The sequence below is a fragment of the Rhodococcus sp. OK302 genome, from assembly GCF_002245895.1.
Lineage (GTDB): Bacteria > Actinomycetota > Actinomycetes > Mycobacteriales > Mycobacteriaceae > Rhodococcus_F.
This window is the reverse complement of the sequence record NZ_NPJZ01000002.1, coordinates 330,923-354,605: the sequence shown is the minus strand read 5'-3', so window position 1 is coordinate 354,605 and position 23,683 is coordinate 330,923. Positions and strand designations below refer to the sequence as shown.

The window sequence follows — 23,683 nt, the reverse complement described above, 5'->3', positions numbered from 1 at the left end:
ACCGCTGGGGGCGGACTATGGCGCTGAAGAAAGGCGAGCAGTTCGCCCTATTCGAGGTCGACGAGCCCGAGGTGGTTCCCGCCGAGACCGTTACCGCCGAATCGGTACAACCTTCGCTCTTCGATGTTGTCGATGACGAAGTGCCCGAACACGCTCAGCCGGAAGCTGAATCCGGCGGCGAGACAGCCGAATCGGGGACTCCGGATGGCAATGTCGCGGCCGGCGAACCGAGTCTCGACGAAGAACTCCGAGGGAAGGTACCTACACGCGCGTCATTGCCGCCCGCGGGGGAGAGCGCAGACGGTCACGCCATCATCGTCACCGCCGCCGGAACGTACACACCGTCCGGGCAGGTCCTCACCGGACCGGTCGACTCCGTCGAGAAACTCGACAAACTCATCCGCTGGGCAACACTGACGCCCCTCGGCGCCCCAGCACAAATCTGGGTCGTCGGAATCGACGCCTGCGAGATGCTCGGATGGATCATCGACCCCGGCAACGAAGACGACGTCGACGACATGGAAGTCCTCCGCACCCGCGCCGCCGAAGAACTCACCGGCGTACTACAAGCCGCACTCACCCCGATGCTGACCGCAGGGTGGGAACTCCGCGGGGATCCCGGCCACGTCGTGCACCTGTCCCGCACGACCGGAAAATTCACATCCATGGTCGACATCGTCATCGAGCCGTACGTATGGACGTACTGGAACAAAGACTTCGGATGGGGAAACCGTGTAGGGGACATGGGGATCCTCGGATCACCCACCGCCGGAACCTATCTCCCCGACGACGACCTCCCCGCCGCACAAGAGCTGGGGCGCCGGCTCGCGTGGTGCGCACAGCATCTCGGTGTCCTCCCCGGGCCCACTCCGGCCCGTACCGGCGCCGCGGTCGTGGACAAGATCAAACGTGAACGCACCCGCAGCGGTAAGGGCATCGCCGTCACGGAGGCAGGTCCCGTCCCGCCGCTCGACGGTGAGCATCGCGGTGATCTCGAACCCGCAGTCGGCTGGACCCGAGTCCCCGAACCCGACGAACTCGACGACGCAACCCGGTTGGTGTCGATCGACCAACGAGCCGCGTACTTGGCCTCCGCCGGGATGCTCGAATTCGGCTACGGAAAACCACGGCACCTGCGCGCCGATGACGCCCGTGATGCAGCAGAGGCCACGAAAACCCCGTTCGGGCTCTGGCACGTCACCCTGCCCGCGGGAAACATGCTCGCCCTCCCCGACAAGCTGCCACTCCCGCACCCCCACATGCTCGCCGATCAACCCGTGGATACGTGGATCACATCCGTCAGCCTCGATGCCTTCCGCGCTCCCGTCGCCGACGGCGGAATCGGCGCAGAACTCGACGACCTCGACATCACCGAAGCGTGGGTGTACCCGGAACAGGGACGCGCACTGGACAAGTGGGCGAAAATCCTGAGAGAAGCCCGCAAGGTAGCCGTCGACACCGACGACACGGCGATGAAACGTTTCCTCGGGGCCTGCTACAAGGGGTATATCGGCCGAATGGTCAACCCGGACATGTGGACTGCGAAACAAATGCAACACCACCACCAACCGCTCTGGCGGGCCGCGATCATCGCGCACTGCCGCTGGCGTGGCCGCCGCGTCGCGATGCGCATCGCTAGGGAAACCGGCCGGTGGCCACTGCGCACCGTCACCGACTCCTGGGTCTACCCCCTACCCGAAGGGATCAATGTCGCTGACGATAGCGATGCGCTCGGCAAGATGACCCTCGAAAAACACGCCGCACTGACCGATGATCTGGTGGCCGCGTTCACCGAAGCTCGCGATACCCACGAGATCAATCTCGCTATCAAGGCAGTCTTCGCCGACGACAATGAAGGAAACAACTAGTGGCACTGCACCTTCCGAAGCCACGAACGAAGCAACCCGCGCAAAAGACCGTCGGACTCGACGGACTCAAGGTGTCCGTTTCCACGGCGGCGACCAGCGGGGTCGAAAAATCCAAAACCGTCAAAAGCGGTGGCCTGGCGGGCTTGACCAGCAAAGTCTCCATCCGACAAATCCGAACCGAAATCGGCAACGACGGACTACGCCAAGCAGCTATCGACGCCGGCCGGACACCACCGTCGGATCGAACGCTACGGCGGTGGGCTCAGCAAGGGCGAATCCCGCACTCGGAGGTCAACGAACGTGCCCAGCGGCGCGCCGCGATCGAACGTCTCGGTGGAATAGATGCTGTCGCAAAGAAAATCGGGCGCTCACGCTCCGCTGTCTCCCGCTATCGGTCGGGGGAGACGAACGAGCTGCGTGCTGATGCGAAGAAGAAACTCAAGAACGTGAAAGCTCACGACATCATGGACCGCGCCGGCGTGCTGCGTCCAGATGGGCAACCGAAGAAGGCGACGATCCGGGTCCGTGGGGGAGTGTCCGTCCGCAACGGCACCGAAGAAGGCTACGACTATCGGGTTCGGACACTCGATTTCGCGAACTCCGACAGCCCGTTCAGCGTCGAGGAAACGCGTGAACTCGCGGCCGCGTTGGCCAACGACGACCACGCCCGCGTGGTCGCTATCCTGGAGCGGCACGCGACGATGGATTATCCGGAGAACAAGGGCTTCGATCAGTACGGTGATGCTTTCGGGTTTCATTTCGATTCCATCGAGTCCGTCCACATCGACTGGACCTAGGAATGGGCGGAATCGTCGATTCCGCCCATTCTGACCACTGCTGGCTCAACGGTATCGACCGGGGGACATTCTTGGTGGCGATGGAGACAGATCTCGGTGGAAGAGCCACGTCGCCGGCGTCGGCGGGGACATCCGGCGGGAATCAGCGCGGCCTCGGATTGGCCGCCCAGGTCGGTGACGAACTCGTCACGGCCGTAGCAAGCCGCGGAGTCCATCTCGGGTTTCCGGACCGACTCGCAATCTCTGTTTGGCCGAGAATTATCGATGACGGTGCAGTGAGGACGGTCGACGCGAAGGCACGTTACTCGTCAACCAGGCCCTCGATTAATTCAATGAGCACGTCCACAGCGTCACGGATCTGATCGGACTCGCCTGTCACGAGATCATCGAGCAGCATGCCGTCGATTGCATCGATAGCGAGGCGCTGCACGGCTTGCCGTCTAGGCGCTGACGTGATCGGACGCAGTGTCGGCCCGATGAGCGCAACCCAGGAATTCCGCATCGCCCGGTGAGCGGTCACCCAACGCTGCGGATCCTGACCCGAGAGCACGCAGAGCTCCAGATACAACCGGGAAAGCTTCTTTCCCTCCACCGTGGACATGAAATCCCAGGCAGCTCGCAGGACATCACCGACACTCGGTGTCGAGTCGGATCGCACAGCGTCGTCGCCGACAGCACTCGTCAGCATTGCGTTCGCGCGTTCGATCACGGCCGAAACAAGGAGGTCCTTGGTCCCGAAGTGGTAGATCAGCATCCGATCACTCGTTCCGATCGCAGCTGCCAGCGGGCGCAGTGACAAGCCGATGAGACCACGGTCGAGTACATATCTCACACACAAGTCGAGCAGGCGATCACGCACGACGGACGGCTGCGGTTCAGGCTTCACTGCTGCAACGCTAGCAATGCTTGCTCATCCATGTAGCACTCGCTACGCTTTCAACTCTGTAGCGAGTGCTACAGAGAAATTGGCAGGAAAGCCATGACTCAGGAATCGACTGCTTGCAGTGGTCAGGCTCAACGCGATGTGCGCTCACTACTGCTGCTCGACGCGGGTATTGAAGCGATGAGCGCAGCGGCGTTGACAGCAGCTGCACTAACCGCACCCCACTCCGGTGCTTGGCAGATGCCTGGGTCGATAACGTCGACCGGGATTGGAATTGCAGCGACCGGATTTGCAGGTGCGGCGATTGCCTTGGTGACGTCGGCGAATCGGATTGGTCACGTTGAGATTGGCCGTATTTCGACTCCACTCGCCATGCTCGGACTCGGAAATGTCGCAGCAGCCGTCGGATTGGGTGCGTGGGGGGCGATCGACAGAGATCTGGGCAGGGGTATTCGAACAATCCTGGTGGCGTCAGGTATTTCCGTCGCGACGATGGGTGCCGCGCAGGCCTGGCGGGCCCGGAAGATCCATTGTGCAAGCCAATAATCCGTTTCACTGGTCAATATCCAGTAGGGGAAATGCGTTCAGCGTCGCCGGTCCCCTACGGATCAGTTTCACCGTCGGCAGCCAGGGGTTCACAACATGAACGTGAGAATTCTGGAGTACATCCGCGTAAGAATCCGGAGGAACTGTCGTCCCTTGTCGACAAAGTCGAGGTGGACGCGCGGTGCAGATCGTCATCGATGGTCGTTGCCGATGTCGATGACCAGTTCGTCGAACATGCCGATCTCCGCACCCATCTCTCGGCCGAGCACTGACCGTGTCTCAGCATTCAGTGCCCCAGTAACGGGCGAAGGAGAGACATCCGAATTTGTGCGCGACTCTCCAACCGATCGATCGGCTGCGAAGCCGTGCGTACGGATTCACCGTTCTGGTTTAGTGGTCTCAATGAACGCACAAGTGAGCCAGCGATCGCACATTCGCTTCCTGGCGTTTGCTGCCGGTGGCCTTCTGAGCATCGCCGCAGACCGTTCAATCTCTCATCGGAATCCGACACGTCGAACAGTGGTCTATGCCGCGGGACTGATGGGCGCTGCAGTTGTCTATCCGATCTCACACCTGGGGCGTTCTGCGGATTCGGCTGTGCTCACCCGTGAGTGGATTGCGGTGTTGGCGACGGCAGCGGTCTATGTCGGTGGGAGCGTTCTGCCAGCACAGGGCGCTGCGCGGCTGACCGCTGTCGGATGGCTTGCGCATGCAGTATTCGATCACGGACACGATCGAGGTACGTCTTCACGACTGCCACAGTGGTATCCCGCGCTGTGTGCTGGCTTCGACGTGGGCGTTGCAGCTTTGTTGTGCGTGTCGAACACTCCTGTGCCATCGAGAAACCGCCGCGTAGCCGCAGAATCCGGGCCAGCCCATTCCGTCGTGTATTGAGTTGTCGGCATTGGTATCGGCGCACGCACGGTTTGGTAACCGCTGGCATCGCGGACTGCACGTCCGCCACCGGCACATCGGCCGGATCGACAATCCTGACGAGACTGCTCGGTACCGGCTTGTGCCGGTTCCTCCGGTTGCTGATGCCCGAGATATGTGTGTTTCGCCCCCTTCCCGCAAAACGGGCATTACGGTCTGAAATCATGCCCACAACACGACGAACAACGTTCGCACTCCTGACAGCTGCTGCAGCACTGACCGTTTCACTCACCGCCTGCGGAAGTTCCGAGCCCGCAACGAAAGAAGTCACCGTCGTCGGAACAGGCGAAGTGCGCGGAGCGCCGGACATCCTGACCGCCGTCATCGGTGTCGAGTTAGTGGAACCCGACGTCGGCGGCGCGGTGTCGCAATCGAACGAGAAGGCACGTGCGATGATCGACGCGATGGTCGCCGCGGGCGTGGCCACCGACGATGTCCGGACGAGTGACCTGTCGATCCAACCCCAGTACGACGCCGTCAGCGGAAACCAGACGGGCTATCGCGCCATCAACTCGGTGCACATCATCGTCCGTGACCTGGGCAAAGCGTCAGGCGTACTGGACGCGGGAATTGCCGCCAGCGGCAATGCGGCACGTCTGCATACGGTCGCCTTCGACATCGACGACAATTCGACGTTGCTCGCAGATGCTCGCACCCGCGCGTTCGAGGATGCGAAGACCCGGGCCGGGCAATACGCGGACCTGTCCGGCACGTCGCTGTCGAACGTTGTCACCATAACCGAAGCGCTCACCACCACCACCACCACCGGCAACCAGAACATGGACACGAATTCCCTGATGCGGAGCCCCGGCGCCTACGACATGGTTCTCGCTCCGGGCACCCAACAGGTGGCATTCCAGGTGACGGTCACCTGGGCGCTGGGCTAGAGCAGGCTGGCCAACGCCTCGGATCGACACTGACGGCAGCCATTCGTGTCAGACCGCTCTTACACAAACCATCTGACACCCTCCATCCGCGCGTACCGGTGCGGGCGAACCACACGTTGGCACCCGTTACGCATCAACCAAAAATCTGGCAAAGGACACGTCTTCCAAGTGCGCGATATTCCCACCGAACCATTGACGGTCGCCCATATCTACGGTGGTCACGGGTCAGTCCAGGTGCTTACCGCTGGCGGGTACAGGACGTTGAATTAACACTCCGCGCGTGGGGGTATCGCGGCGATACCAGACAACCCACACGAGCGGGAAGAAGAACCCGGCCAATACTGCCGACGCCACCCGACGTGACCGTCGAAACTGCCCGATGCCGGTCAGCACGGCCAACGACGCGGCGAACAGAACAGGCACAGCGACGAACAATATGAGCACAACCACCGACATCACCACCATCGCCTCGATATCCCGCCCCACGGTACCGATAGTGTGCCACCGCACCCTGTCTCGGGAGCATCACGTCGTGATCGGTGTCGGGCCAAAACGCCGATTATTGGACAGTCCCCATCGTGGGCGAGGATCAGGACGAGCCCTAATCGCTGCCGCAGAACAACAACATCGGAGCACCGGGCGAACGCAGGTGTGGTTCGGCTTCGTCGACGACCGCGAAAAGAACGCACTCGGCCTGTACGCGAACCTGGGTTTCACCATTGCCGACACTGTCCGCGAGATGCCTGGAGTGGCCAAGGTCATCGGCAACGCCAACTACGTCAGCCGGTCCGGCACATGGTTCTACAAGACCTTCTGAAATGCGCCGGCCGCACACACATTTTGTGCAAGACGGGCGTCGGGTTCGAGAAGTTGCCAACTGGGGGTAGCAGGCACCACGTACGTGCGATGGTGGACTCGTACACAGGGGTTAGGTGACAGGAGGGGAGCAAACGGTGGAGGTACGTCGCGCGGTAGCAGGTTTGGCACTGATAGGTGTTGCTCTTGTAGTGGTGGGCTGCGGTAGCGGAGGCAACGAAGTTGTCGCGGGAACAGGCATCACCGTGACGGCGGAAACCGAACCCCTTCCTGACCGGTGGCCGTACACCAACCGGCCTTCCTCGACAACAATATTCCCCCTGAATCCCTACCTACATGGCCAGGACCGCACCCCTCAGAGTTCCTCAAGCTCAGTCCACCGTCGGGCAGCAGCGGTGAGATCGCCGGCGAACAAGCTGGCGTCGTCTACGTGGCGGCTCTCGACAATCCAGACGCAATTTGGAACGTAGAAGGCATCGTGGTGTGGCTGGTCGGCGAGCCTCTTCCGTGAGTGGCTTCGACCGGCACAATCGCCGGCAACTCGCAGCGAGGCGTTTGTGCGTGGAAGCGGGGCTGGAGCAGGTGAACGCGAATAGCAAAATCCAGGAATCGTGCTGCCAGGAACAGGGCGATACGACGCTGTTCACGACGTCGGCTGCTGGTAATCCTGGGCCTTGCCGGACCTTTGACCGCGTGGTGACTCGCAGTTGGGCACCGCAGATCCCACTGTCGGGCACGCGTCCGTTTCCGTGAGTGGGATGTAGACACGAAAGGACGGCGAGGCCCGCGTATTCATGACTTCGTACTGCTCACTAATAGTGCGGCCTGTCCCGCTCGATGAAGACTCTGTTCGCCGCGCAGAGTCTTCGGCTCGAACATTCCCGCACTGATCCGAGCGGCTGTTCTTCCGTGCGATCGTCGGTGCAGTTCAGGCGGGGGCCGTTCATGCCGGGGACGTACGAGGTCCCGGTGTGAAGCCATGCGACCGGGCCAGCCACACCGTTGCCGTACCAGCGGCAGCAAGGGCAAAGACCGCCCACGTGAGAGCTTGTGCGCCCGAGGATTCCAGAAGGAGTCCGCCGACCATACCGCCCATCGCGACTGCAAGATTGAATACGGTGACCAAGATCGACTGCCCTGTGTCAGCCGCATCTCCCGCCGTGTCTGCCAGCGCGGTCTGAAGCAATGTCGGTGAACCCCCGAACGTCAACCCCCACGCGGCAAAGCCCACGAACATCAGGATGGGCGCTCCATCGCCAACTGCCAGCAACAACGAGACTGCCGCGAAGACTGCCAGGCTCGTCAACGTCAGGGAACGCAGCATACGGTCCGCGAACAATCCTACGATCCAAATTCCGACGAACGACATGACTCCGAAGACGAGAAGGACCAGCCCGATCCGGTCCCCGAGTCCTACGTGATCGGAGAACGGTGCGATGTAGGTATAGAGAATGTTGTGGGCCAACATCCAGGTGAACACCACAAACAGAATCGGGCGCATCCCAGGTGACGTCAACACCCCCTGGATGGGCACTCGATGCCCGACTTGCTGGCCGGGAAAATCTGGAACTTGCGCGAGCACCCAGATTGCCAGGGCAATAGCTAGAACGGACATGGCCGCGAAGACGACCCGCCAGTCGACGAGCGTGCCGAGCCACGCCCCCAGCGGCATGCCCAATGCTAGCGCGGCCGGCTGTCCCACCAGCGCAACAGCCACCGCCCGTCCCTGTTGGTGGGGCTCGACTATGCGTCGTGCGTAACCCGCAAGAAGCCCCCACACCACCCCTGCCGCCATCCCGGCAAGAAGCCGCGCGCCCAGAGTCAATACGTAATTCGGAGAGAGCGCCGTAACGAGGTTGAAGATGCAGAAACCGCAGATCGCGAGCAAGAGCACCCGACGCCTATTCCATCCGCGGGTGACGGCTATCAGCGGAATCGCCCCCAAGACCGACCCCAACGCGTACAACGTCACGAGTTGACCCGCGCCCGCTTCCGACACATGGAGACCGTCCCCGATTTTCCTGAGCAACCCAGCCGGCATGGTCTCCGTCATGATCGCGACGAAGCCCGTCATCGCCAGCGCGCTGAGGGCGCCGATCGGCAGTCGATCCACAGTTGGTAGCGATCTTCCAGAGTCCACATGAGGATTGGCTGTGCTTTTCATGACGCGACTCCGCTGCCGTTGTGATTCCTCTGCGCGGTGGCACGAGAAATGGTGCCGCGCACGTCAAAAGGCTCGAACTCATAGTTCCGGCCCTCCTTCACCTGCGTGTGGCCGGACACGGCGGCAGGTACGCACTCTTGAGTCACCACGGACCCCGATCGCATTCGGTGGTGCGGGAAAGTTCTGGGGTTACTTCTAAATCTGCGTTGAATATCGGATGCACTTGTGCCTCTCGAGGAGTGCGTCTGGAACGGACGGGCGCCGACCAAACCAAGAAAATTGAACCGTCTAAGACGGTTCAATATTTGCACGGATGTAGCCTGTTGTCGAACCGATTGAGATGGTTCTTGCCGATGGAAGGTGCTGCATGAATGAGTCGAGTCGCCGAAGTGAGGCCGAGGCGATCTTTCGCCTCGACAATGAAATCCTTGCCTTCCGTTTCACGGCGACCCTCAGCGATCGAGGTGGCGCCCAGTTCGAACGGCTCACAGACCCGTCGCGGCTAGATCTGTGGTTGCATGCGAATTGCTTGGATTTAGGCAGTGAACCTGCATCAACTGGAGAGCTGCGAGAAGCCCTCCAGTTGAGAGAAGCGATACATCGAGTGGGGACAGCGGTGGCGGATCAGCGAAGCGGCGAGGCGCGCGACATCGACCTTCTGAATCGGGAATCTGCTTGCGGCAAAGTGCATCTAGCACTCGAAGGTGAAGCGGCCGTGTGGAAGTCGTCGGGCCCTAGTGTCATCGAGGACGCGCTTGCTGTCATTGCGGCGAATGCAATCGAGGTGTTTGGTGGTGATCGCCGGGGCAGGGTCAAAGCATGTCAGTGGAAAAGCTGTGGCGGACTGTATCTAGATACCAGTCGAGGTGACAATCGGCGATGGTGCTCGATGAATATTTGCGGTAACCGGGCCAAGAAGGCTGCGATGAACACTCCCGACCTGTGACACGTCCAACCTTTGCGGTGTCCAGGTAGGTGGTATGCCACCCCTTCTTCGAACGGCATGGGGAATTTCATCTGTGAGGGTTCGGGCCGCGAACTTACGGGCGCTCGCTTGTTTCGGGTGTAGGTCGTTGTCGTTTGCGCAACGAAATAGGCTGCGCTCTCTTCCATTAAGTGTCTACGAGAATATCTCGGCTGCAGTGTGATTTATGAATATCTCGATGCGAATCCCTCTGTCGGTGAGATGATCGATTGCAGCATCTGAATGTGCCCCAAGCCCTCGGCCTCTACGAACTTTCGCCTAATCCTGAACTCCCGGAGGGCGATCCGAACAAACGGCTCTGGATGACAACAGTTTTGACCAGGCCAGCATAGGATGCTCGTGGACACATACGCGAACCGATCGCCGGCCATCCTCCTGGAAAAATTCTGGGAACACTGTGCCGTTCCGCTCGTCGGTACCCCGACCAACCGAACGCGCCCGACTCTCGGACGGCGCTCCGATCAGGGGCCCGTCGGCGCAACGTGGCTAATCCTCGAGCCACGTTACGCTTTCGAATGCGTGCAACCCCGTGAAACACACATCCCCCCACATGATCTCGCCGCCGAAAGGTTCACATGACCAACACAGCGCCCATGCCACCATCTGCGGCCGTCTTCCTCCGCACATCCTGGTGGTGGAGTCGCCGCGACGAACTCGCCAACCGCCAGCTCGTCGACATCTTCGCCCGCCACGGCCACCCGTGCACCGACATCACCTCCCCGGCCGCTGTCGATGCGTCCCTACAGACGGCAGTGGACAACGAGGCAGCGCGGGGCGAACTCGCCGACTGGATCGACATGATCTCGACACGCCGCGGCGGCAGCGGAATCCAAAATCCCGGACACAGTCTCGGCGGCCACATCGACTACCTCACCCGCAAGCTCGGCGAAAAGCCTGTGACCGCAACCATGTTGCGTCAATGCCGTCAACAGATCGAATTCACCGACGAGCTACTGCGGGAAGGCTGTGACCTGCCGGAGCTGGCACACCCCGACGAGGCGATGACCGATCTGCTGAGCCGCTACCGCGTCATCCGCGCACAGGTGCTCACCGCCGAACCGACCGAACCGTGAAGGGTGGCATCGGTTCTCGGGTGAAAGCTGCCTGGTCTGAATGCTGCCTGGTCGGTGGCTGAGGATATCCTTGACCTCGTCCGATGCTCTGCATCGGCCCGCTGAGTGTGTGACGCCGGTATGGTCACCGGCACACTCACACGTTCAGCACTCCCGCTCAGGCGCGGGGAGCGGTGTGGCAGGCACCAACAGGGAAATTGGGGCCCGCCACACCGCACACTCCGGCCGCTGACGACACGCGGTCGCGGCTGCATACCGCCCCGTATGCGTGATCGTGTCGACGAAAGAATTGGTGACAACTGTCCGATGCCGGCCGGTAGATGATCCGGCAGTTGTGACTCTCGAGATTGTCTGGCATGTCTTTCACGAATTTTTTGGCACGTTGCGCGCGGCGCTGGTCGGGTCCCGGCGAGACTAAGGAAGATCTCACTATCCGGCCATGCATTCCCCGGAACGCTGGATGCGGACGTAGCGGGGTGAGTTTGACGCCGAATCCCCTCAAGCGTATTCCGGTTGTGGAGCCTGCCGGAGCTGTTTGCTCAGAGATCCGACTTTAGTGCTAGCGGTTTGCGGCGGGGAAGGCTTTCCCATCGGGACGGGTCGGAGATCTCGGCGATATCGAACCGGCGCTGTCAAGTTGTTTGGAGTGCAACTGTTTTCGGGTGCAGCAGGCCTTCAGCGGAGCGGTGCTCAGCCTGCCGGGGCCAATTCGGTAACGTGATCCCACACCTGAAATCGGGCGGCCATGTCGGCGCGGTGATCGGTGGCGGTCATCCGGTGACGGGGTGGCCGGAAGTGTGGGGAGATGCGACTGAACGCTGCCAGAAACCGTTGCGCTGCACCGATAGAGCGGAACCCTTTCATCGCGCGTTCGCGTTGCCGGGTGGGTTGATGGGAGTTCTCGCACCGATTGTTCAAGTATTTGTTCTGCCGGTGCTCGACCGTCGACATGGTGGTGCGGTGTGCGACCTGGTAGCTGGGGAGTTTGTCGGTGATCAGCACCCGTGGCCGACGACCCTGTTTCTTTAATATTTTCCTGAAGAACCTGGTCGCAGCCTTACTCTCCCGCTTGTCCTGGATCAATACGTCGAGCACGCTGCCGTGCTGATCGACTGCCCGCCGCAGGTATTTCCGTGCCCCGCGGACCTTGAAGAATACTTCGTGGAGGTGCCACTTGTCACCAGGTCGGGGCGCCCTCCGCCGCAGCCTGCGAGCGTACTCGGGCCCGAACCGGGCACACCAGGCGCGGATCGTCTCGTACGACACCTCGACCCCACGTCCGGCCATGAGCAGCTCGATCTCGCAGAGCGAGAGGGTGAACCGGTGGTAGAGCCATACACAGTGGGAGATGATCTCCCGCGGAAATCGGTATCCCTTGTATGTCGACGACACCTGCAGATCATCTCAGATCAGCGGATCTCAACAACTTGATGCGATGTAGGAGCGGGGTAGCGGTGCTCACGCCACTGATTCTCCCAGTTGCGGCAAGCTCCACAACGTGACAGCGCTGTCCGAACCGTCGACGCCTGCCTTGCCGTGATCGTCGTTCTATTTTGCGCTGAGAATGGACTTCATCCGGATGTCTCCGAGTAGGCGACCTGAGATCAATGCGCCCAGTCTGCGTGTGGCAAATCGCGTGCTGATCGAGGACACCCAGTTGGGTAGGCCCGATACGACGCTCGGCGGTGCACTGCGACGGTCCAATGTACGGAAAGCTGTGTCTACCAACTGAGCTGCGGTTTGCATACGACCGACCGCTGCTTCCTCGGATCCGACGACATCGAAGAACTCCGTTCTTGTCGGGCCGGGGCAGACAGCCAGCACGGTCAAGCCGGTTCCGCGCGCTTCGGCCCACAGAGCTTCCGTGAAATTGAGAACAAACGCTTTGGATGCACCATAGACGGCCATGCCTGGCGTCGGCTGAAATGATGCGGTGCTCGCGATGTTGACGAGCGCGCCGCGTCCGGCGAGTAGGTCCGGCAGGAATGTGTGCGTCAGTTCGACCAGTGTCGTGACGTTCAGCTGAATTTCTGACCGGACCTGCTCGAGGTTCTCTTCGTTAAACGCCCCGTGAGTTCCGAATCCGGCGTTGTTGATCAAGGAGTCGACGGTAATTCCTCGACCGGCCAAGTCACTTCGTAGGGCCTGGGCTATGTCGGGTTGCGTGAGATCTGCGGGCAAGACAGTGACGGTTACGCCGTGAGTGTCTCTGAGATCGACGGCAAGGGCTTCGAGGCGATCAGCGCGTCGGGCGACAAGCACGAGATTTGCGCCGCGACCGGCGAATCGATGGGCAAACTCGACCCCGAGGCCGGCGCTTGCACCCGTGATGAGGATGGTGGTTCCGGCTACGTCCAGCGACATTGTTGCTCCTTGGGTGGGCTTCGTTCTGGGGACTCTTCCGAATGTAGGCACTGACACCATAGTTGTCAATGCCTACATTTTGATAGGATGCAGCAATGTCTGGTACCGAACAGCCGTATCACCACGGAAGCCTGCGGCAGGAGTTGCTGTCGCTGGCCGAGGTGACGCTCGAAAAAGGCGGCGTCGACAAGCTGTCGCTGAGGCAACTTGCCCGTGACGCGGGTGTCAGTCACGGTGCACCGGCCAAACATTTCGTGATCGCCAGGCTTTACTCGACGCGCTTGCCGAAGTCGGTTTCCTCAGGCTGACGAGTGTGCTGGAACGCGCGACATCCAGTGCAAAACCGACTGCGCGGGAACGGTTTTCGGAGTTTGCCGAGTCCTACGTGGGATTTGCCATGGCGTATCCTCAGCTGTTGGCACTGATGTACAGCAACAAACACGCGCCCGGTGCGGCCGAAAATGTGGTTGCCGCCGGTCATGCCGCGATGGACTTGACGGTGCGTGTGGTTGCAGAAGCGCAGGTTGTGGGTGAGATCGGCGCAGGCGATCCCGAGCGAATTGCGTTGGTTGCGTTTGCCACGTTCCACGGTATCGCCACCCTGGCCGTGGGTGGGATGCTGAATGGAGTACCTGTTGCCGAGGTGGTTCGAGCAGCCTCCGATGTGTTTTGGGTGGATCGATGAGATAGCCGGCCGCGGTGATTGCACCCTCAGCGGGAATATGCACTCGCACTTGAGATTCGGACAGCTTCGCAAGGAGTGAATGCCGCAATTGTTCGTACGTGATGGGTAGGGTCAGGCGATGCGTCCCTTGACAGTTGGATTTCTTCTCATGCTATCGACGACCGGGTGTTCGGGCGCCGGCTCGAACGAGAAAGACCCTTCTACAGGACATCGCCCGTCCGTTCCGACAAACTTGGTGAGAAAGTCGCTGACCGGATATCCGACACCAACACTTGTATCAACACCGGAATCTGGTGTCATGCTGGCCGACAGTCCCGATCTGGCAGAGGTCCATGCTGTGCCCGTTGGGTCCTACAGCCTTGTCGAGGGTGTGGGAGATCGCATCGCGGTGCACTTCGAGTCGGGCAATCCCGCATGTTTCGGGGCGTTGTCATCCCTGTAGGAGCGGGGCCTTGTCAAGGGTGGCGTTTTACGGGGTTTCGGCTCCATGCGGGCAGCGCTGTGAGGGCCGGGGGCCAAGACACAGCGCCCGCAGCCTCAGCGAGATCGAATGGTCTCGATGGTGGCCCGGCCCGGCGCAGACTGGTACGAGCCTGAGAACGGCGAGGGTCAGAATCGCGATTCGATTTCTGTATGTGGTTGTGGTGCAACGTCTCCAGTGCGGTGTGGGGTTGGGCAGGGCCGAGCTTCCTCGGCTGCCGGTCATCCCTTCGCCCGGCCGGGGGCGGGCACGGAGCGATACGACGAAGCAACACGCGGGGTCAATCAAGTTGGCGACCACGCCGCCGAGGCAGGGGTCAGACAATGCAGCGGCCGCGCACGTGTTGCGCCCGGGGTGCTCACGCCGCCCCACTGTGGGTCAGTGCGCGGATATGCCCGTCGCGCAGCCCGTAATAGACGAGGGTGAGCAGTTTTCGAGCCGCGGCAATCTTCACGATGTTCTCGCCACGACGAGCTTCGATCCGCATCCGATCGGCAGCGATCTTGGCGGTGGTCTTACGCTGGATCGCCTCCACGGCGGCCCAGCGGACGATTTTGCTGCCTTGTTTGGTGATATGCCCGCGGTGCACCACGGCGTCTGGCTCGTAGTGGCGCGGTGTCAACCCGGCCCACGAGCAAAACCGCTGCGGGCCGGCGAACCGGGTGACGTCGCCGATTTCGGTAACCAAGATCGCTGCCAGGATCGGCCCGACCCCGGGCAACGCCTGGATCGCCCGATAGCCGTCGTGTCCCCCAACTGCTCACCGATCCGGCCGGTGAACACGGATTCCTCGGCGCCCTGTACATCGATCAGGTGCAGCAACAACGCCACGCGCTGCGCGTACGCGTCGGCGAGCGGCACCCGCGCCAGCTGCTAGCGGCCGGTGACACCGAACAGATCCGACACGGGGATCAGGACTCCCGCCTTGGCGAGCACCGAGCGCACCTGCGCCTTGAGCCCGGAGCGCAGCGCGACGAGCTTCACCCTGTAGCGCACCAGTTCCCGCAACTCGCGTGTGGCGGGCGGGGCGATCCAGGCTTCGGGGAGTCGGTGCATCCGCAGCAGATCCGCCAGGTCAGCGGCGTCGCGGACATCGTTCTTGACCCTCCGGTATCGGAATCCTTTGACACCCAACGGGTGTGCCAGATGCACGTTCGCGCCTGCCGCCTCCAGGGTATCGGCTGCCCAGTACCAGCCGTAGGCGGCCTCGAGGACGACCTCGGGGTTCGGGCCGGCATTTTGGATCTGCAAGCCCAACGCCACCGGATCGTTGACGATCCGTACCGCCGATAATTGTTCACCCTCCGCCGTCTGGCGGACGATCACCGATCACTGCCGGTGCAGATCGATCCCGACAACCTGTTTTCCGTCATACTCGTCCATAAGAGCCCTCCTCCATCGTTGAAGTGACACCCCCAGCATTCGCCGGGAACCACGAGAGCGGGAGGCCCCGCTCCTACATCGCATCAAGTTGTTTGGGGTGCAGCTGTTTTCGGGTGTAGAAGGGAAGCGACGGAGCGATGTTCAGGCTGCCGGGGTCCGCACGGTGACCTGATCCCACACCTGGAATCGGTCGACTATTTCGGTGCGGTGATCGGTGGCGGTCATCCGGTGACGGGGCGGTCGGAAGTGCGGAGAGATGCGGCTGAACGGAGCCAGGAATCGTTGTGCTGAGCCGACAGTGCGGACCCCTTTCATTGCGCGTTCGCGTTGCCGGGTTGGTTGGTGGGAGTTCTCGGCTCGATTGTTCAAATACCTGTTTTGCCGGTGCTCTACCGTCGACATCGTCTTCCGGTGCGCGACCTGATAACTGGGGAGCTTGTCGGTGATCAGCACCCGCGGCCGACAGCCTTGTTGCTTCAACAGTGTCCGGAAGAACCTGGTCGAAGCCTCCCCATCCCGCTTTCCTTGGATCAGAATGTCGAGAACATTCCCGTGCTGGTCCACCGCTCGCCACAAGTACTTCCGCACCCCGCCGACCTTGATGAACACCTCGTCGAGATGCCACTTGTCACCAGGACGGGGTGCTCTCTGCCATAACATGCGGGCGTACTCGGTGCCGAACGGCGCTCACCAGGTGCGGATCGTCTCGTACGTCACTTCGACCCCACGCTCAGCCATGAGTAACTCGATCTCGCGGAACGAAAGCGTGAACCGGTAGTAGAGCCATACGCAGTGAGAGATGATCTCCCGCGGAAACCGGAACCCCTTGTACGTCGAAGACACCCGCAGATCATCTCAGATCAGGCATTTTCAACAACTTGACAGTGCCTCCGGGCGAGCTGCGCGCGCGTCGCCGGGACGCTAACTGCCATCGGCAGAACTGAGATCGTCGAGAAGATCGTCCAGCGAAGCGAACTCGAACACCTTGGCATCGGCGTCCTTGTCGTCCACAGCGACACCGTCGACGCTGAGGTCGTCATCGAGTTGCACGCGAATCCAGCTGTCGGGAAACTGTTTCGGCGCTTCTAACGAGAGAAGCGTTGCGTCGCGGAAAACAACGATCGAGCGAAGGATCAGATCGTCACCTAACGGTGTCTTTTCCTCGACAGGCTGGTCTCCGACCGCGTCTTCGATCTCCGCGGCGATGGTGTCCACGATGCGCTGCCACTGAGGAACGTCGACGCAGAGAATCCGTTCGACCGCGGCGAGCAGTGCTGCAGTGTCGATGTCGGAGTACTCGTCGATTTCAGGGTCGACATTGACGTTCACGTGCGCGTCGGCTGCCGGTACCGGAGCAGTGCCGACAACGAACCCGTCCTCGTCCTGAAGGTCCGCCAGAAGCCCACTCTCATCGAGCGCATGACGAAGTGCAGCAAGACCTCCCGCATGATCGGTGTGTTCGGTATCGCTCACAGTTGTGCCTCTCGTCGACTCCATCTCGGGAATCGTGGCCGGGATTCCTTGGACCATGATCGTGGCAATCGAGGTCAGCGCGCAACACTCCGCCCGGACATGCGGTACCGAACGGCTCGGAAACAGTGAGTGAGGGTGAAGGGCTTTCGATCAGGGCCGGTACCACTCGCGGCCGCCTTCGGTCAGCTGCTCGACCTTGATCTTCGAGATGGAAACTCCGCGCGGGATGTATCTAGGGGATTCCGACTCCGTCGACATCACATCCCATCTGCTGCCACGAGGATGGCGCTGGGAAGTGATCAGCTCGCACGAAGGCCACTACCAACGCCCCGACGGATTCACTCCGCAGAAAACGCGGGGCTACCTTTGTCTCGACCGGCACCGCAAGGGGAGCAGTCATCTCGACCTCGCGACGTCGTTACGCAACGGCCAGCCCCGAGCGGCAAGCACCCGTACATGTCGAGTTGGTTCCTCTGCGACGATGCCGCTGCCGAAGAAATGCGGCAGTGGAACGTGGGCAATTTCCGAATCAGCGCAGTGACAATGAACGCGTAATCTGCTGTCAAGGAATCGGGAGGGCTGACTCCGCTCATCGTGAGAGTTGACTAAGAACGAACCACGCACGTGTACGCCATTCCATATCGACGCAATGTTGTCGGGCTGCGGGCGTCAGAGTTCCAGCCGTTTCGATGCGATTAGTTGTCTGCATAGACTGCTGAAATGACGGATCCTGCTGAGAACGCGATTGCCGCGTTGCGTGCCGCTAGGTGGATGCGGGAGGCAGCGGACGATAGCGGGGTGGCTATGCCACTTTCTCGTTATGAGGCGATTACACCGGATTTCTTGACCTGGTGGACATCATTTGCACGCCTGTCGAGCGCAGACGAAACCGTGTGGTTCCTTTCTGCGAGTGACTATGTGGGGGCAGATGGCGACGTGTTTGCGTGGAATGAGTTCGAGCTGATCAGCTTGGACGCCGCGGAGACAGCTGAGGAAGCATCGGCCGTAGTTCGGTTCTGGGATCGTCATCTTCCGATCCTCTTATCGGTGAGGAACGGGTATTCCTTCCTCGCGCTCGTGACAGCCGGCGCCGGCGCCGGCAGTGTGGTGCACGGGGAGGAACCGGAGTTCGAGGAATCAGTTCCATTCACGGCAAGCTTCGGTCATCTTCTCGAAACGCTTGCCGGCCACCGTGCGCCCCTCAATCCGCGGCTGTGGAAATCGCTCTTCACTGAGTGAGCCAGTGTGCACACGACTGTGCGCACCCAAGTCGGTCGTTCCCGCACCTAGCAGTCATGCCCGCGGTGGCAGACTGTGACCCTCACCGATATGCGGTTGGGTGCCGTGCGTGGCGCTCTCGTGTTCGCATTCTGGGCCATGACCGGTTTGGGGTAGAAGGAGATGGAAGCGATGAGTGGACGTCGGCACCCATGCCCGACCTGTGCACAGCTGACGTTTGGTAATGGCGAGTGTTGGAAGTGTCAGAATCTGCGCACGTATGACGCCATCATGGCGTTGACCGCGGACCAGGCGGATCAGCGTTTCGATGAACTCTTCGACGGCGACCGCCGTCCGGACGCGGCGACAGATTCTGAGCTTGCGAACCTCGTCGCGTTGCGTGATCTGAACACGGCCGCAGTGGTTGCCTCAGCGGCGGCAGAGTATTGGCCTCCGTTCTTCAACAAGGATGCCTCTGCGGCGAACCGCGACATCCTCCTCTCGCGTCTCGAGCAAAGCACAGATGCCGGCGACGCGAACCAGTTGCTTCTTGCGCTGGCATTCGTCGGCGACGCGACTGTCGTCGAACGATTCCACGCGTGGGAGGACACTCCGCATCCCTGGCAGGCGTTGCTGCATGTTGGCCCGAGAACATACGCACACCAAGCGGGTTGGACCCTCGGCGGCCCGGGCGTGCGCCGGGAGTTGACCTTCCCCGGCACAGTCGCCACCCGCCAGGCTTCCGACCCCGAAACTGGCGCCACCATCGGCGGCCTGCTTCTGGAGCTCTGCCCCTCGTGCGGTGCGAGCCTTGTCAACGCCCTCACGCTGGACGGCACAAACGCACAATTCGACTTTCTAGGCCTGCCAGGAATGTTGCGGATTCCCGCCTGCGCGTGGTGCAGCATGTTCAATGATGCGGCCGGCAGCCTCGGCACCGGAGTCACCATCTGGGTCCGCTACCCGCTGGATGGCACAAACACGCTGGACGTGACCGGTACGCCCGATCACGACCGGGGCGACTATCAGGAAACGATGAACCAAACCTGGTCTCCCGATCCCGTGGCGTTCGGCCCCTGGCGCGCCCAGGCCGACGTCGCCGAGGTGCCGATCATCGGCGGTCAACCGATGTGGCTCCAAGACGCGGAATACGCGGCCTGCCCAGACTGCGCGAACATCATGCGTCATCTGGCGTGGATACCGCTGAACTGTCTGGTCGTCGATGGCGCCGAGGGGATCTGGTACGTGCAAGCCTGCCCAGGCTGCCAGGTAGCAACAGTGATCTACCAACAGACCTAAACCCCACGGTGATGGCGGAGCCGGCGAACATCCCTGCTTCTTGTGCGGGGGCTCCGCTGTGCCTGGAGAACACAGCGGCCGAGACCGCAGCGGTACCACTGATCAGCCCTGCTGTCGCGGGTGTTGTGGGCGTAGTACTGGCGCTCGGTGCGGGCGGGTTCGTCGTGGTCCGCCGTCGCAAAGCTGCAGTGGGCTGATCGAGTAGAACGAATGAACTCGGTCTGCATCTGGCGGCGAAGACTCTGCGGCTGCGTACGGTTCGATCGTTTGTGACGTGACCGAAGCTCCTAAGTGAAGCCGGTAGTGGTGTCGGTGAGCAGGTCGATCCGGTTGATCGTGATGTTGGCCGCGGTGATCGCGTTCGGACGCGTGAGTAGGCAGAGCGATTGGGTGAAGACCAAGCGCAATGCCGAGCGCAGCATCGTCGCGGGTGCTCCTCCCGCGGCGGAGGGCGTGCCGGCGGCGGACCGGGCCCCGATGTAGCTGGGCGGGGGACCGTGACTGGACTGCGGCGTCGCGCACCAATGCCCGCCCGCCGGCCCCGCACCAACCCCGCTGGCCGGCCCCGCACCGCGTCGAGTCGGCGTCTTCGCGGCGCCAATGGACACCAAGCACGAACCGTGGTGGGAACAGAGGATGTCGGATGTACACAGGGCTCGGTGTCGGCGGGGGACCCGCCGCAGGTGGCGGAGTGGCCTTGATGGGCGGTGCCGGTAGTTTGGCCTTCACCGGATTTCCCGTTACCGGTGCGGCGGTTTTGATGCTGATCGTCGTTGCCGCTGGTCTTCTGCTTCTACGGGCATCGCGAGTGCGGGCCGACGAACTGCCCGACATGGCGTAACCGATCACGACAATTCACGGGCGATCGCGGCGTTGGCCACACACATGTTCTTCCTGCGAGAGCCGAATCCGAGCATGACGAGATAGTCGTCGGTGAAGTTTCTCTGGCCGCTTTGGTGGCTCACCCGCATCAGCGTCGAGTATTCGTCGATCTTCTCGTCGAGGATCGATTGTGCGTGGGTGCTCGCCACCATGCTCGAACCCCATCAGCTGCAGCTCACTGGGCTGGTTGGTGGCGCGGTGGTGTGTTGGAACCGATGCGGAAAGCAGCGCCAGGCCTACTTCTCCGACGTAGTGTGGCGGCGTCCGACTGCTCCTTCGAATAGTCAGTCGTAAGACGGTGAATCTGCTGGGACCGCGCGGCGGTGATCGGAGATGCGGAATTTGGTGGCCATATTGTTGAGCAGCTCCAGCGATACTGCGGAGAGTCCGTTCGCAGTCCGTAGGAGCTCTTTGAGTGCCAGGTCATCGAGATATTCGACGATGTCGGTGTCCGAGGCCTGTGCGCGGGTTCGATCACCGGACCAGGGGATGGTGAAGAAGTAGTCGGGGGAGACGGCGAAGTAGTCGGCCAACGCGGTCACGACTTCGTCGGACGGGCTATCGCGTACTCCGTTACGCAACTGCGAGAGATATGGCGTCGAGACCCGGCATCCTTGTGCCAGAAGTCCTTTCGCCACTGCCCTGTTGGTCGGCCGCCGATTCGCGGCGGCGAACAACTCGTTCAATCGAATCTGAAAGACGTTTTCGCTGGCTACTCGCCCGACCATTATCGACTCATTTCCTTCGTCGTCTCCTTCTGTGTTCGAGTGAGGATACCGACGAGGTGGGCGTGCAGTGCGGGCTGGTTCGCCGGTGACGCTGGCGGCGGGCTGCACGTCGACGGAATCGATCGATACTCCGGTGAGCAGAGGTCCGCCGTATCCTCGCGCGGTGCCCGAGAGAGCTCGCGCGGTTCCCGAGAGAGTCAGCGTGCCGAGTCGAGCAACAGAGTGTGTCTGTCGAGTTCTCCTCGGGGCGCCCACATAGACTCGACCGGCAATCGACGCGAGCGGTAAGGGAGGGCGTATGGGCGTCTGGGGTTCAGGAAACTTCGACAGTGACACCGTCGCGGATGGGTTGGGAATGTTGACCGGCCGGATCGTCGACGACATCACCGCGGAGTTCGAGGACGACTCGAGTTTGGAGCCGGACGAGTGGGGCGGGGAGATGGTGCCGGCGTGGCTCGAGATCCTCACCGAGATTGCCGAGACCCGACGGGTCGGTGTGACCTTTCCGTCGACGACTGTGCTGATCGACTGGCGCGACCGATATCTGTGTGTGTGGGACGGGTACATCGACGAACTCGAGCCGAACGACGATTACAAGGTTGAGCGTCGGGCGGTGCTTGTCCGTACCTTCGAGCGGGCGGTTGCTGTCGCCGCCGAGCGGGAGCGGGTCTGAGCGGTGCGGAGGCGGACCGTCTGCTGGCCGTAGTTGCTTCGGCCTCAATCCGTTTGTGGGTGTGGTCGTGATGATGCAGAGCGCGAAATTTCCGGCAGATTTGTCTACTTCGATCGGGCACTGTCACATCGGTCTCCAACGAGATTGAGGATCGAGCCGACCGGCTCCTCACCCAGCTGCTCGAACTCATCGAAGGCCCCTTGTGAAGAGACAACCGAGTTTGATCGGTCTGCCGAAAGGGGAAAGTATCCTGCGAATAAGTCGATCGCGACGGCCAGCGTCAGGTTGTGAAGGATGTGCAGTGGGTAGGTCGGTGATGGTCAGACTCCGGGTACTGGCGTTGGTGGGTCCGCTGGTCTTCTACGTACTCATGTGGTGCGTCACGCTTTCGTGGGTGGAAATCCTTCCGAATCCGGTTGCTGTTCAATGGGGTTCGACAGGTGTGACAAATACGAATTCATTGGTGTCGTTCTACGGTCTCTTCGCAGCAGGAGTGGTGGTACCCGGCGCGGTGGGATTTCTCGCCACCATCACCAGTGATCGTGGGGCACGCCGTGTGTGTACGGGCTTGGCAGTGATGTTAAGTGTCGTCTTGAGTGGGATGCCAATGGTGATCGTGTCTGGTCAGCGACATCTTCCGGATGCATCCGCGTCGTCGGTGCATCTGGCTGCCATGGGAATCGTCGCTGCCATTGGCGTTGGGTTGGGTATCGCGGCCGGATATCTTGTCGACCCCGCTGTGGCTGGCGACGAGAAGTCAGAAGAGACACTGAAGTCCCGCTATCGACTGCAGTGGCGATCCGGACAGTGATCGCCGCTCCCGCCCCAACCCGCTACGACAAACTCGCCCTCACGTACCGCGCGGAGCCGTTCTCCGAGCCATCATGGCCTGGCTCAACGCAGCAGGAGACACGCCCTAGAGTCCCCTGAGTCCGAGCAGTCGACTCGCGAGGCGAGGCGGTCGATCCCCGCGCCCCCTCAGTCGATCTACGAGCTCAGGCGTGTGGGGTGGGAACGAGTCGAGGATCTCAGCGGGCCCGAACACAATGGATTCGCCACGTTTCGCACGGTCTTGAGCATCCGTCCAACCCGCGATGAGGAGATACCATCCCGCTTCCGCGACTACCGGCGAGTCTGAGGTCAAGACCACTTCGATCTCCACGACGCCGTCGCTGAGCGAGGCGACATCCGTCCGAGATATCACCACGATCCTCGCCGATGGATCGCTGTTCCAGACCGTCGCGTTGGCCCACCGCTTGAAGAGCTCGGCCTCCCTGCGTTCTCGGGCGTCTTGACGCCACCAGAATGCGAGGAGCCCCGCGACGAGGAGCCCAGTGGAGCCCCAGAGTACGAACTCGAACATGCCCAACATCATAGGGATCGATACGCCAGCGTCTCCGAGACGAGCATGCAGGGGGGCGACAAGCGGGTCAATGAGCACGATCAGAAGGCGATGAGTGTGAACAGTCCGAGGCACCCTGGCCCCGCCGTGGGTCGCTGCCGACGACGGTGCCCGCGAGCAGATGCTCGGACCTCCGCGCTCCG

The 23,683-nt window shown here is 61.5% G+C and carries 25 protein-coding genes and 3 pseudogenes; 16 read left to right on the top strand and 12 right to left on the bottom strand.

The window, feature by feature from the left end; all coding sequences use genetic code 11:
* Positions 1–17: 17 nt before the first annotated feature.
* Both BDB13_RS29440 and BDB13_RS29435 read left to right on the top strand, forming a co-directional pair.
* Entirely contained in the window at positions 18–1,868 is a 1,851-nt protein-coding gene (locus BDB13_RS29440) for a hypothetical protein (RefSeq protein WP_094275559.1), read from the top strand.
* Positions 1,868–2,665 (top strand): hypothetical protein, encoded by a 798-nt coding sequence (locus BDB13_RS29435; protein WP_094275558.1) that lies wholly within the window; start codon positions 1,868–1,870, stop codon positions 2,663–2,665. Before BDB13_RS29440 ends, BDB13_RS29435 begins: the two co-directional genes overlap by 1 nt.
* A gap of 301 nt (positions 2,666–2,966) precedes the next feature.
* Here BDB13_RS29435 and BDB13_RS29425 read toward each other — a convergent pair whose 3' ends face one another.
* A complete protein-coding gene (locus BDB13_RS29425; RefSeq protein WP_094275556.1) occupies positions 2,967–3,551 on the bottom strand; it encodes a TetR/AcrR family transcriptional regulator in 585 nt (194 codons plus the stop codon).
* A 93-nt stretch (positions 3,552–3,644) separates the two neighbouring features.
* On the opposite strand from BDB13_RS29425, the gene BDB13_RS29420 reads away from it, so the two are divergent.
* From BDB13_RS29420 to BDB13_RS29405, 3 genes are all read left to right on the top strand, one after another.
* Positions 3,645–4,094, top strand: a complete 450-nt coding sequence (locus tag BDB13_RS29420) for a hypothetical protein (protein ID WP_141210763.1) — start codon at positions 3,645–3,647, stop codon at positions 4,092–4,094.
* A 414-nt stretch (positions 4,095–4,508) separates the two neighbouring features.
* Positions 4,509–4,988, top strand: a complete 480-nt coding sequence (locus tag BDB13_RS29410) for a hypothetical protein (RefSeq protein ID WP_254923116.1) — start codon at positions 4,509–4,511, stop codon at positions 4,986–4,988.
* Positions 4,989–5,191: 203 nt separating this feature from the next.
* Positions 5,192–5,914, top strand: coding sequence for an SIMPL domain-containing protein (locus BDB13_RS29405; RefSeq protein ID WP_094275553.1), 723 nt, complete (start codon positions 5,192–5,194; stop codon positions 5,912–5,914).
* Positions 5,915–6,139: 225 nt separating this feature from the next.
* Here BDB13_RS29405 and BDB13_RS32460 read toward each other — a convergent pair whose 3' ends face one another.
* Positions 6,140–6,337: a hypothetical protein gene (locus tag BDB13_RS32460; RefSeq protein WP_176459792.1), complete on the bottom strand. Its 198-nt coding sequence runs from the start codon at positions 6,335–6,337 to the stop codon at positions 6,140–6,142.
* 13 nt (positions 6,338–6,350) lie between these two features.
* Between BDB13_RS32460 and BDB13_RS31915 the strand changes: the two genes are divergently transcribed.
* Positions 6,351–6,731: a GNAT family N-acetyltransferase gene (locus BDB13_RS31915; RefSeq protein ID WP_176459791.1), complete on the top strand. Its 381-nt coding sequence runs from the start codon at positions 6,351–6,353 to the stop codon at positions 6,729–6,731.
* Between the two features lie 276 nt (positions 6,732–7,007).
* A complete protein-coding gene (locus tag BDB13_RS33310; RefSeq protein ID WP_254923115.1) occupies positions 7,008–7,241 on the top strand; it encodes a hypothetical protein in 234 nt (77 codons plus the stop codon).
* A gap of 432 nt (positions 7,242–7,673) precedes the next feature.
* Here the strand turns inward: BDB13_RS33310 and BDB13_RS29390 are convergent, their stop codons facing one another.
* Positions 7,674–8,894 carry an MFS transporter gene (locus BDB13_RS29390; RefSeq protein WP_094275551.1) on the bottom strand — a complete coding sequence of 407 codons (1,221 nt, stop codon included), beginning with the start codon at positions 8,892–8,894 and terminating at the stop codon, positions 7,674–7,676.
* Positions 8,895–9,234: 340 nt separating this feature from the next.
* Between BDB13_RS29390 and BDB13_RS29385 the strand changes: the two genes are divergently transcribed.
* A complete protein-coding gene (locus tag BDB13_RS29385; RefSeq protein WP_254923114.1) occupies positions 9,235–9,840 on the top strand; it encodes a CGNR zinc finger domain-containing protein in 606 nt (201 codons plus the stop codon).
* Between the two features lie 614 nt (positions 9,841–10,454).
* A complete protein-coding gene (locus BDB13_RS29380; RefSeq protein ID WP_094275549.1) occupies positions 10,455–10,952 on the top strand; it encodes a hypothetical protein in 498 nt (165 codons plus the stop codon).
* A 690-nt stretch (positions 10,953–11,642) separates the two neighbouring features.
* Here BDB13_RS29380 and BDB13_RS29375 read toward each other — a convergent pair.
* Complete coding sequence (locus BDB13_RS29375; RefSeq protein WP_094275548.1) at positions 11,643–12,350, bottom strand: IS6 family transposase; 708 nt, start codon at positions 12,348–12,350, stop codon at positions 11,643–11,645.
* Between the two features lie 150 nt (positions 12,351–12,500).
* Positions 12,501–13,316, bottom strand: coding sequence for an SDR family NAD(P)-dependent oxidoreductase (locus BDB13_RS29370; RefSeq protein WP_094275547.1), 816 nt, complete (start codon positions 13,314–13,316; stop codon positions 12,501–12,503).
* 95 nt (positions 13,317–13,411) lie between these two features.
* On the opposite strand from BDB13_RS29370, the pseudogene BDB13_RS33700 reads away from it, so the two are divergent.
* Positions 13,412–14,001: pseudogene (locus BDB13_RS33700) on the top strand (TetR/AcrR family transcriptional regulator).
* Between the two features lie 839 nt (positions 14,002–14,840).
* On the opposite strand, the pseudogene BDB13_RS33870 reads toward BDB13_RS33700, so the two are convergent.
* The 3 genes and pseudogenes from BDB13_RS33870 to BDB13_RS29350 all read right to left on the bottom strand — a co-directional run bounded on the left by BDB13_RS33870 (position 14,841) and on the right by BDB13_RS29350 (position 17,338).
* Positions 14,841–15,808 (bottom strand): annotated as a pseudogene (locus BDB13_RS33870) (IS110 family transposase).
* A 198-nt stretch (positions 15,809–16,006) separates the two neighbouring features.
* A pseudogene (locus BDB13_RS29355) lies at positions 16,007–16,714 on the bottom strand (IS6 family transposase).
* Positions 16,715–16,786: 72 nt separating this feature from the next.
* Positions 16,787–17,338: a cytochrome C5 gene (locus tag BDB13_RS29350; RefSeq protein WP_254923109.1), complete on the bottom strand. Its 552-nt coding sequence runs from the start codon at positions 17,336–17,338 to the stop codon at positions 16,787–16,789.
* A gap of 720 nt (positions 17,339–18,058) precedes the next feature.
* Between BDB13_RS29350 and BDB13_RS29340 the strand changes: the two genes are divergently transcribed.
* The 3 genes from BDB13_RS29340 to BDB13_RS29330 all read left to right on the top strand — a co-directional run bounded on the left by BDB13_RS29340 (position 18,059) and on the right by BDB13_RS29330 (position 20,052).
* A complete protein-coding gene (locus BDB13_RS29340) occupies positions 18,059–18,577 on the top strand; it encodes a hypothetical protein (protein ID WP_094275545.1) in 519 nt (172 codons plus the stop codon).
* Positions 18,578–18,847: 270 nt separating this feature from the next.
* A complete protein-coding gene (locus tag BDB13_RS29335) occupies positions 18,848–19,855 on the top strand; it encodes a hypothetical protein (protein ID WP_094275544.1) in 1,008 nt (335 codons plus the stop codon).
* Between the two features lie 11 nt (positions 19,856–19,866).
* Positions 19,867–20,052: an LPXTG cell wall anchor domain-containing protein gene (locus BDB13_RS29330; protein ID WP_094275543.1), complete on the top strand. Its 186-nt coding sequence runs from the start codon at positions 19,867–19,869 to the stop codon at positions 20,050–20,052.
* Positions 20,053–20,142: 90 nt separating this feature from the next.
* Here BDB13_RS29330 and BDB13_RS31905 read toward each other — a convergent pair whose 3' ends face one another.
* Complete coding sequence (locus BDB13_RS31905; RefSeq protein ID WP_141210761.1) at positions 20,143–20,466, bottom strand: hypothetical protein; 324 nt, start codon at positions 20,464–20,466, stop codon at positions 20,143–20,145.
* A gap of 32 nt (positions 20,467–20,498) precedes the next feature.
* Between BDB13_RS31905 and BDB13_RS29320 the strand changes: the two genes are divergently transcribed.
* Positions 20,499–20,696 carry a hypothetical protein gene (locus BDB13_RS29320; RefSeq protein ID WP_094275541.1) on the top strand — a complete coding sequence of 66 codons (198 nt, stop codon included), beginning with the start codon at positions 20,499–20,501 and terminating at the stop codon, positions 20,694–20,696.
* Between the two features lie 4 nt (positions 20,697–20,700).
* Here the strand turns inward: BDB13_RS29320 and BDB13_RS29315 are convergent, their stop codons facing one another.
* Both BDB13_RS29315 and BDB13_RS29310 read right to left on the bottom strand, forming a co-directional pair.
* Positions 20,701–20,889: a hypothetical protein gene (locus tag BDB13_RS29315; RefSeq protein WP_094275540.1), complete on the bottom strand. Its 189-nt coding sequence runs from the start codon at positions 20,887–20,889 to the stop codon at positions 20,701–20,703.
* 132 nt (positions 20,890–21,021) lie between these two features.
* Complete coding sequence (locus BDB13_RS29310; RefSeq protein WP_094275919.1) at positions 21,022–21,465, bottom strand: helix-turn-helix domain-containing protein; 444 nt, start codon at positions 21,463–21,465, stop codon at positions 21,022–21,024.
* A 298-nt stretch (positions 21,466–21,763) separates the two neighbouring features.
* Here BDB13_RS29310 and BDB13_RS29305 point away from each other — a divergent pair, with 298 nt between their 5' ends.
* A complete protein-coding gene (locus BDB13_RS29305) occupies positions 21,764–22,138 on the top strand; it encodes a DUF4259 domain-containing protein (RefSeq protein WP_094275539.1) in 375 nt (124 codons plus the stop codon).
* Positions 22,139–22,439: 301 nt separating this feature from the next.
* Positions 22,440–22,949, top strand: coding sequence for a hypothetical protein (locus BDB13_RS29300; RefSeq protein WP_141210760.1), 510 nt, complete (start codon positions 22,440–22,442; stop codon positions 22,947–22,949).
* A 105-nt stretch (positions 22,950–23,054) separates the two neighbouring features.
* Here BDB13_RS29300 and BDB13_RS31900 read toward each other — a convergent pair whose 3' ends face one another.
* Positions 23,055–23,501, bottom strand: a complete 447-nt coding sequence (locus BDB13_RS31900; protein ID WP_141210759.1) for a hypothetical protein — start codon at positions 23,499–23,501, stop codon at positions 23,055–23,057.
* Positions 23,502–23,683: the final 182 nt, after the last annotated feature.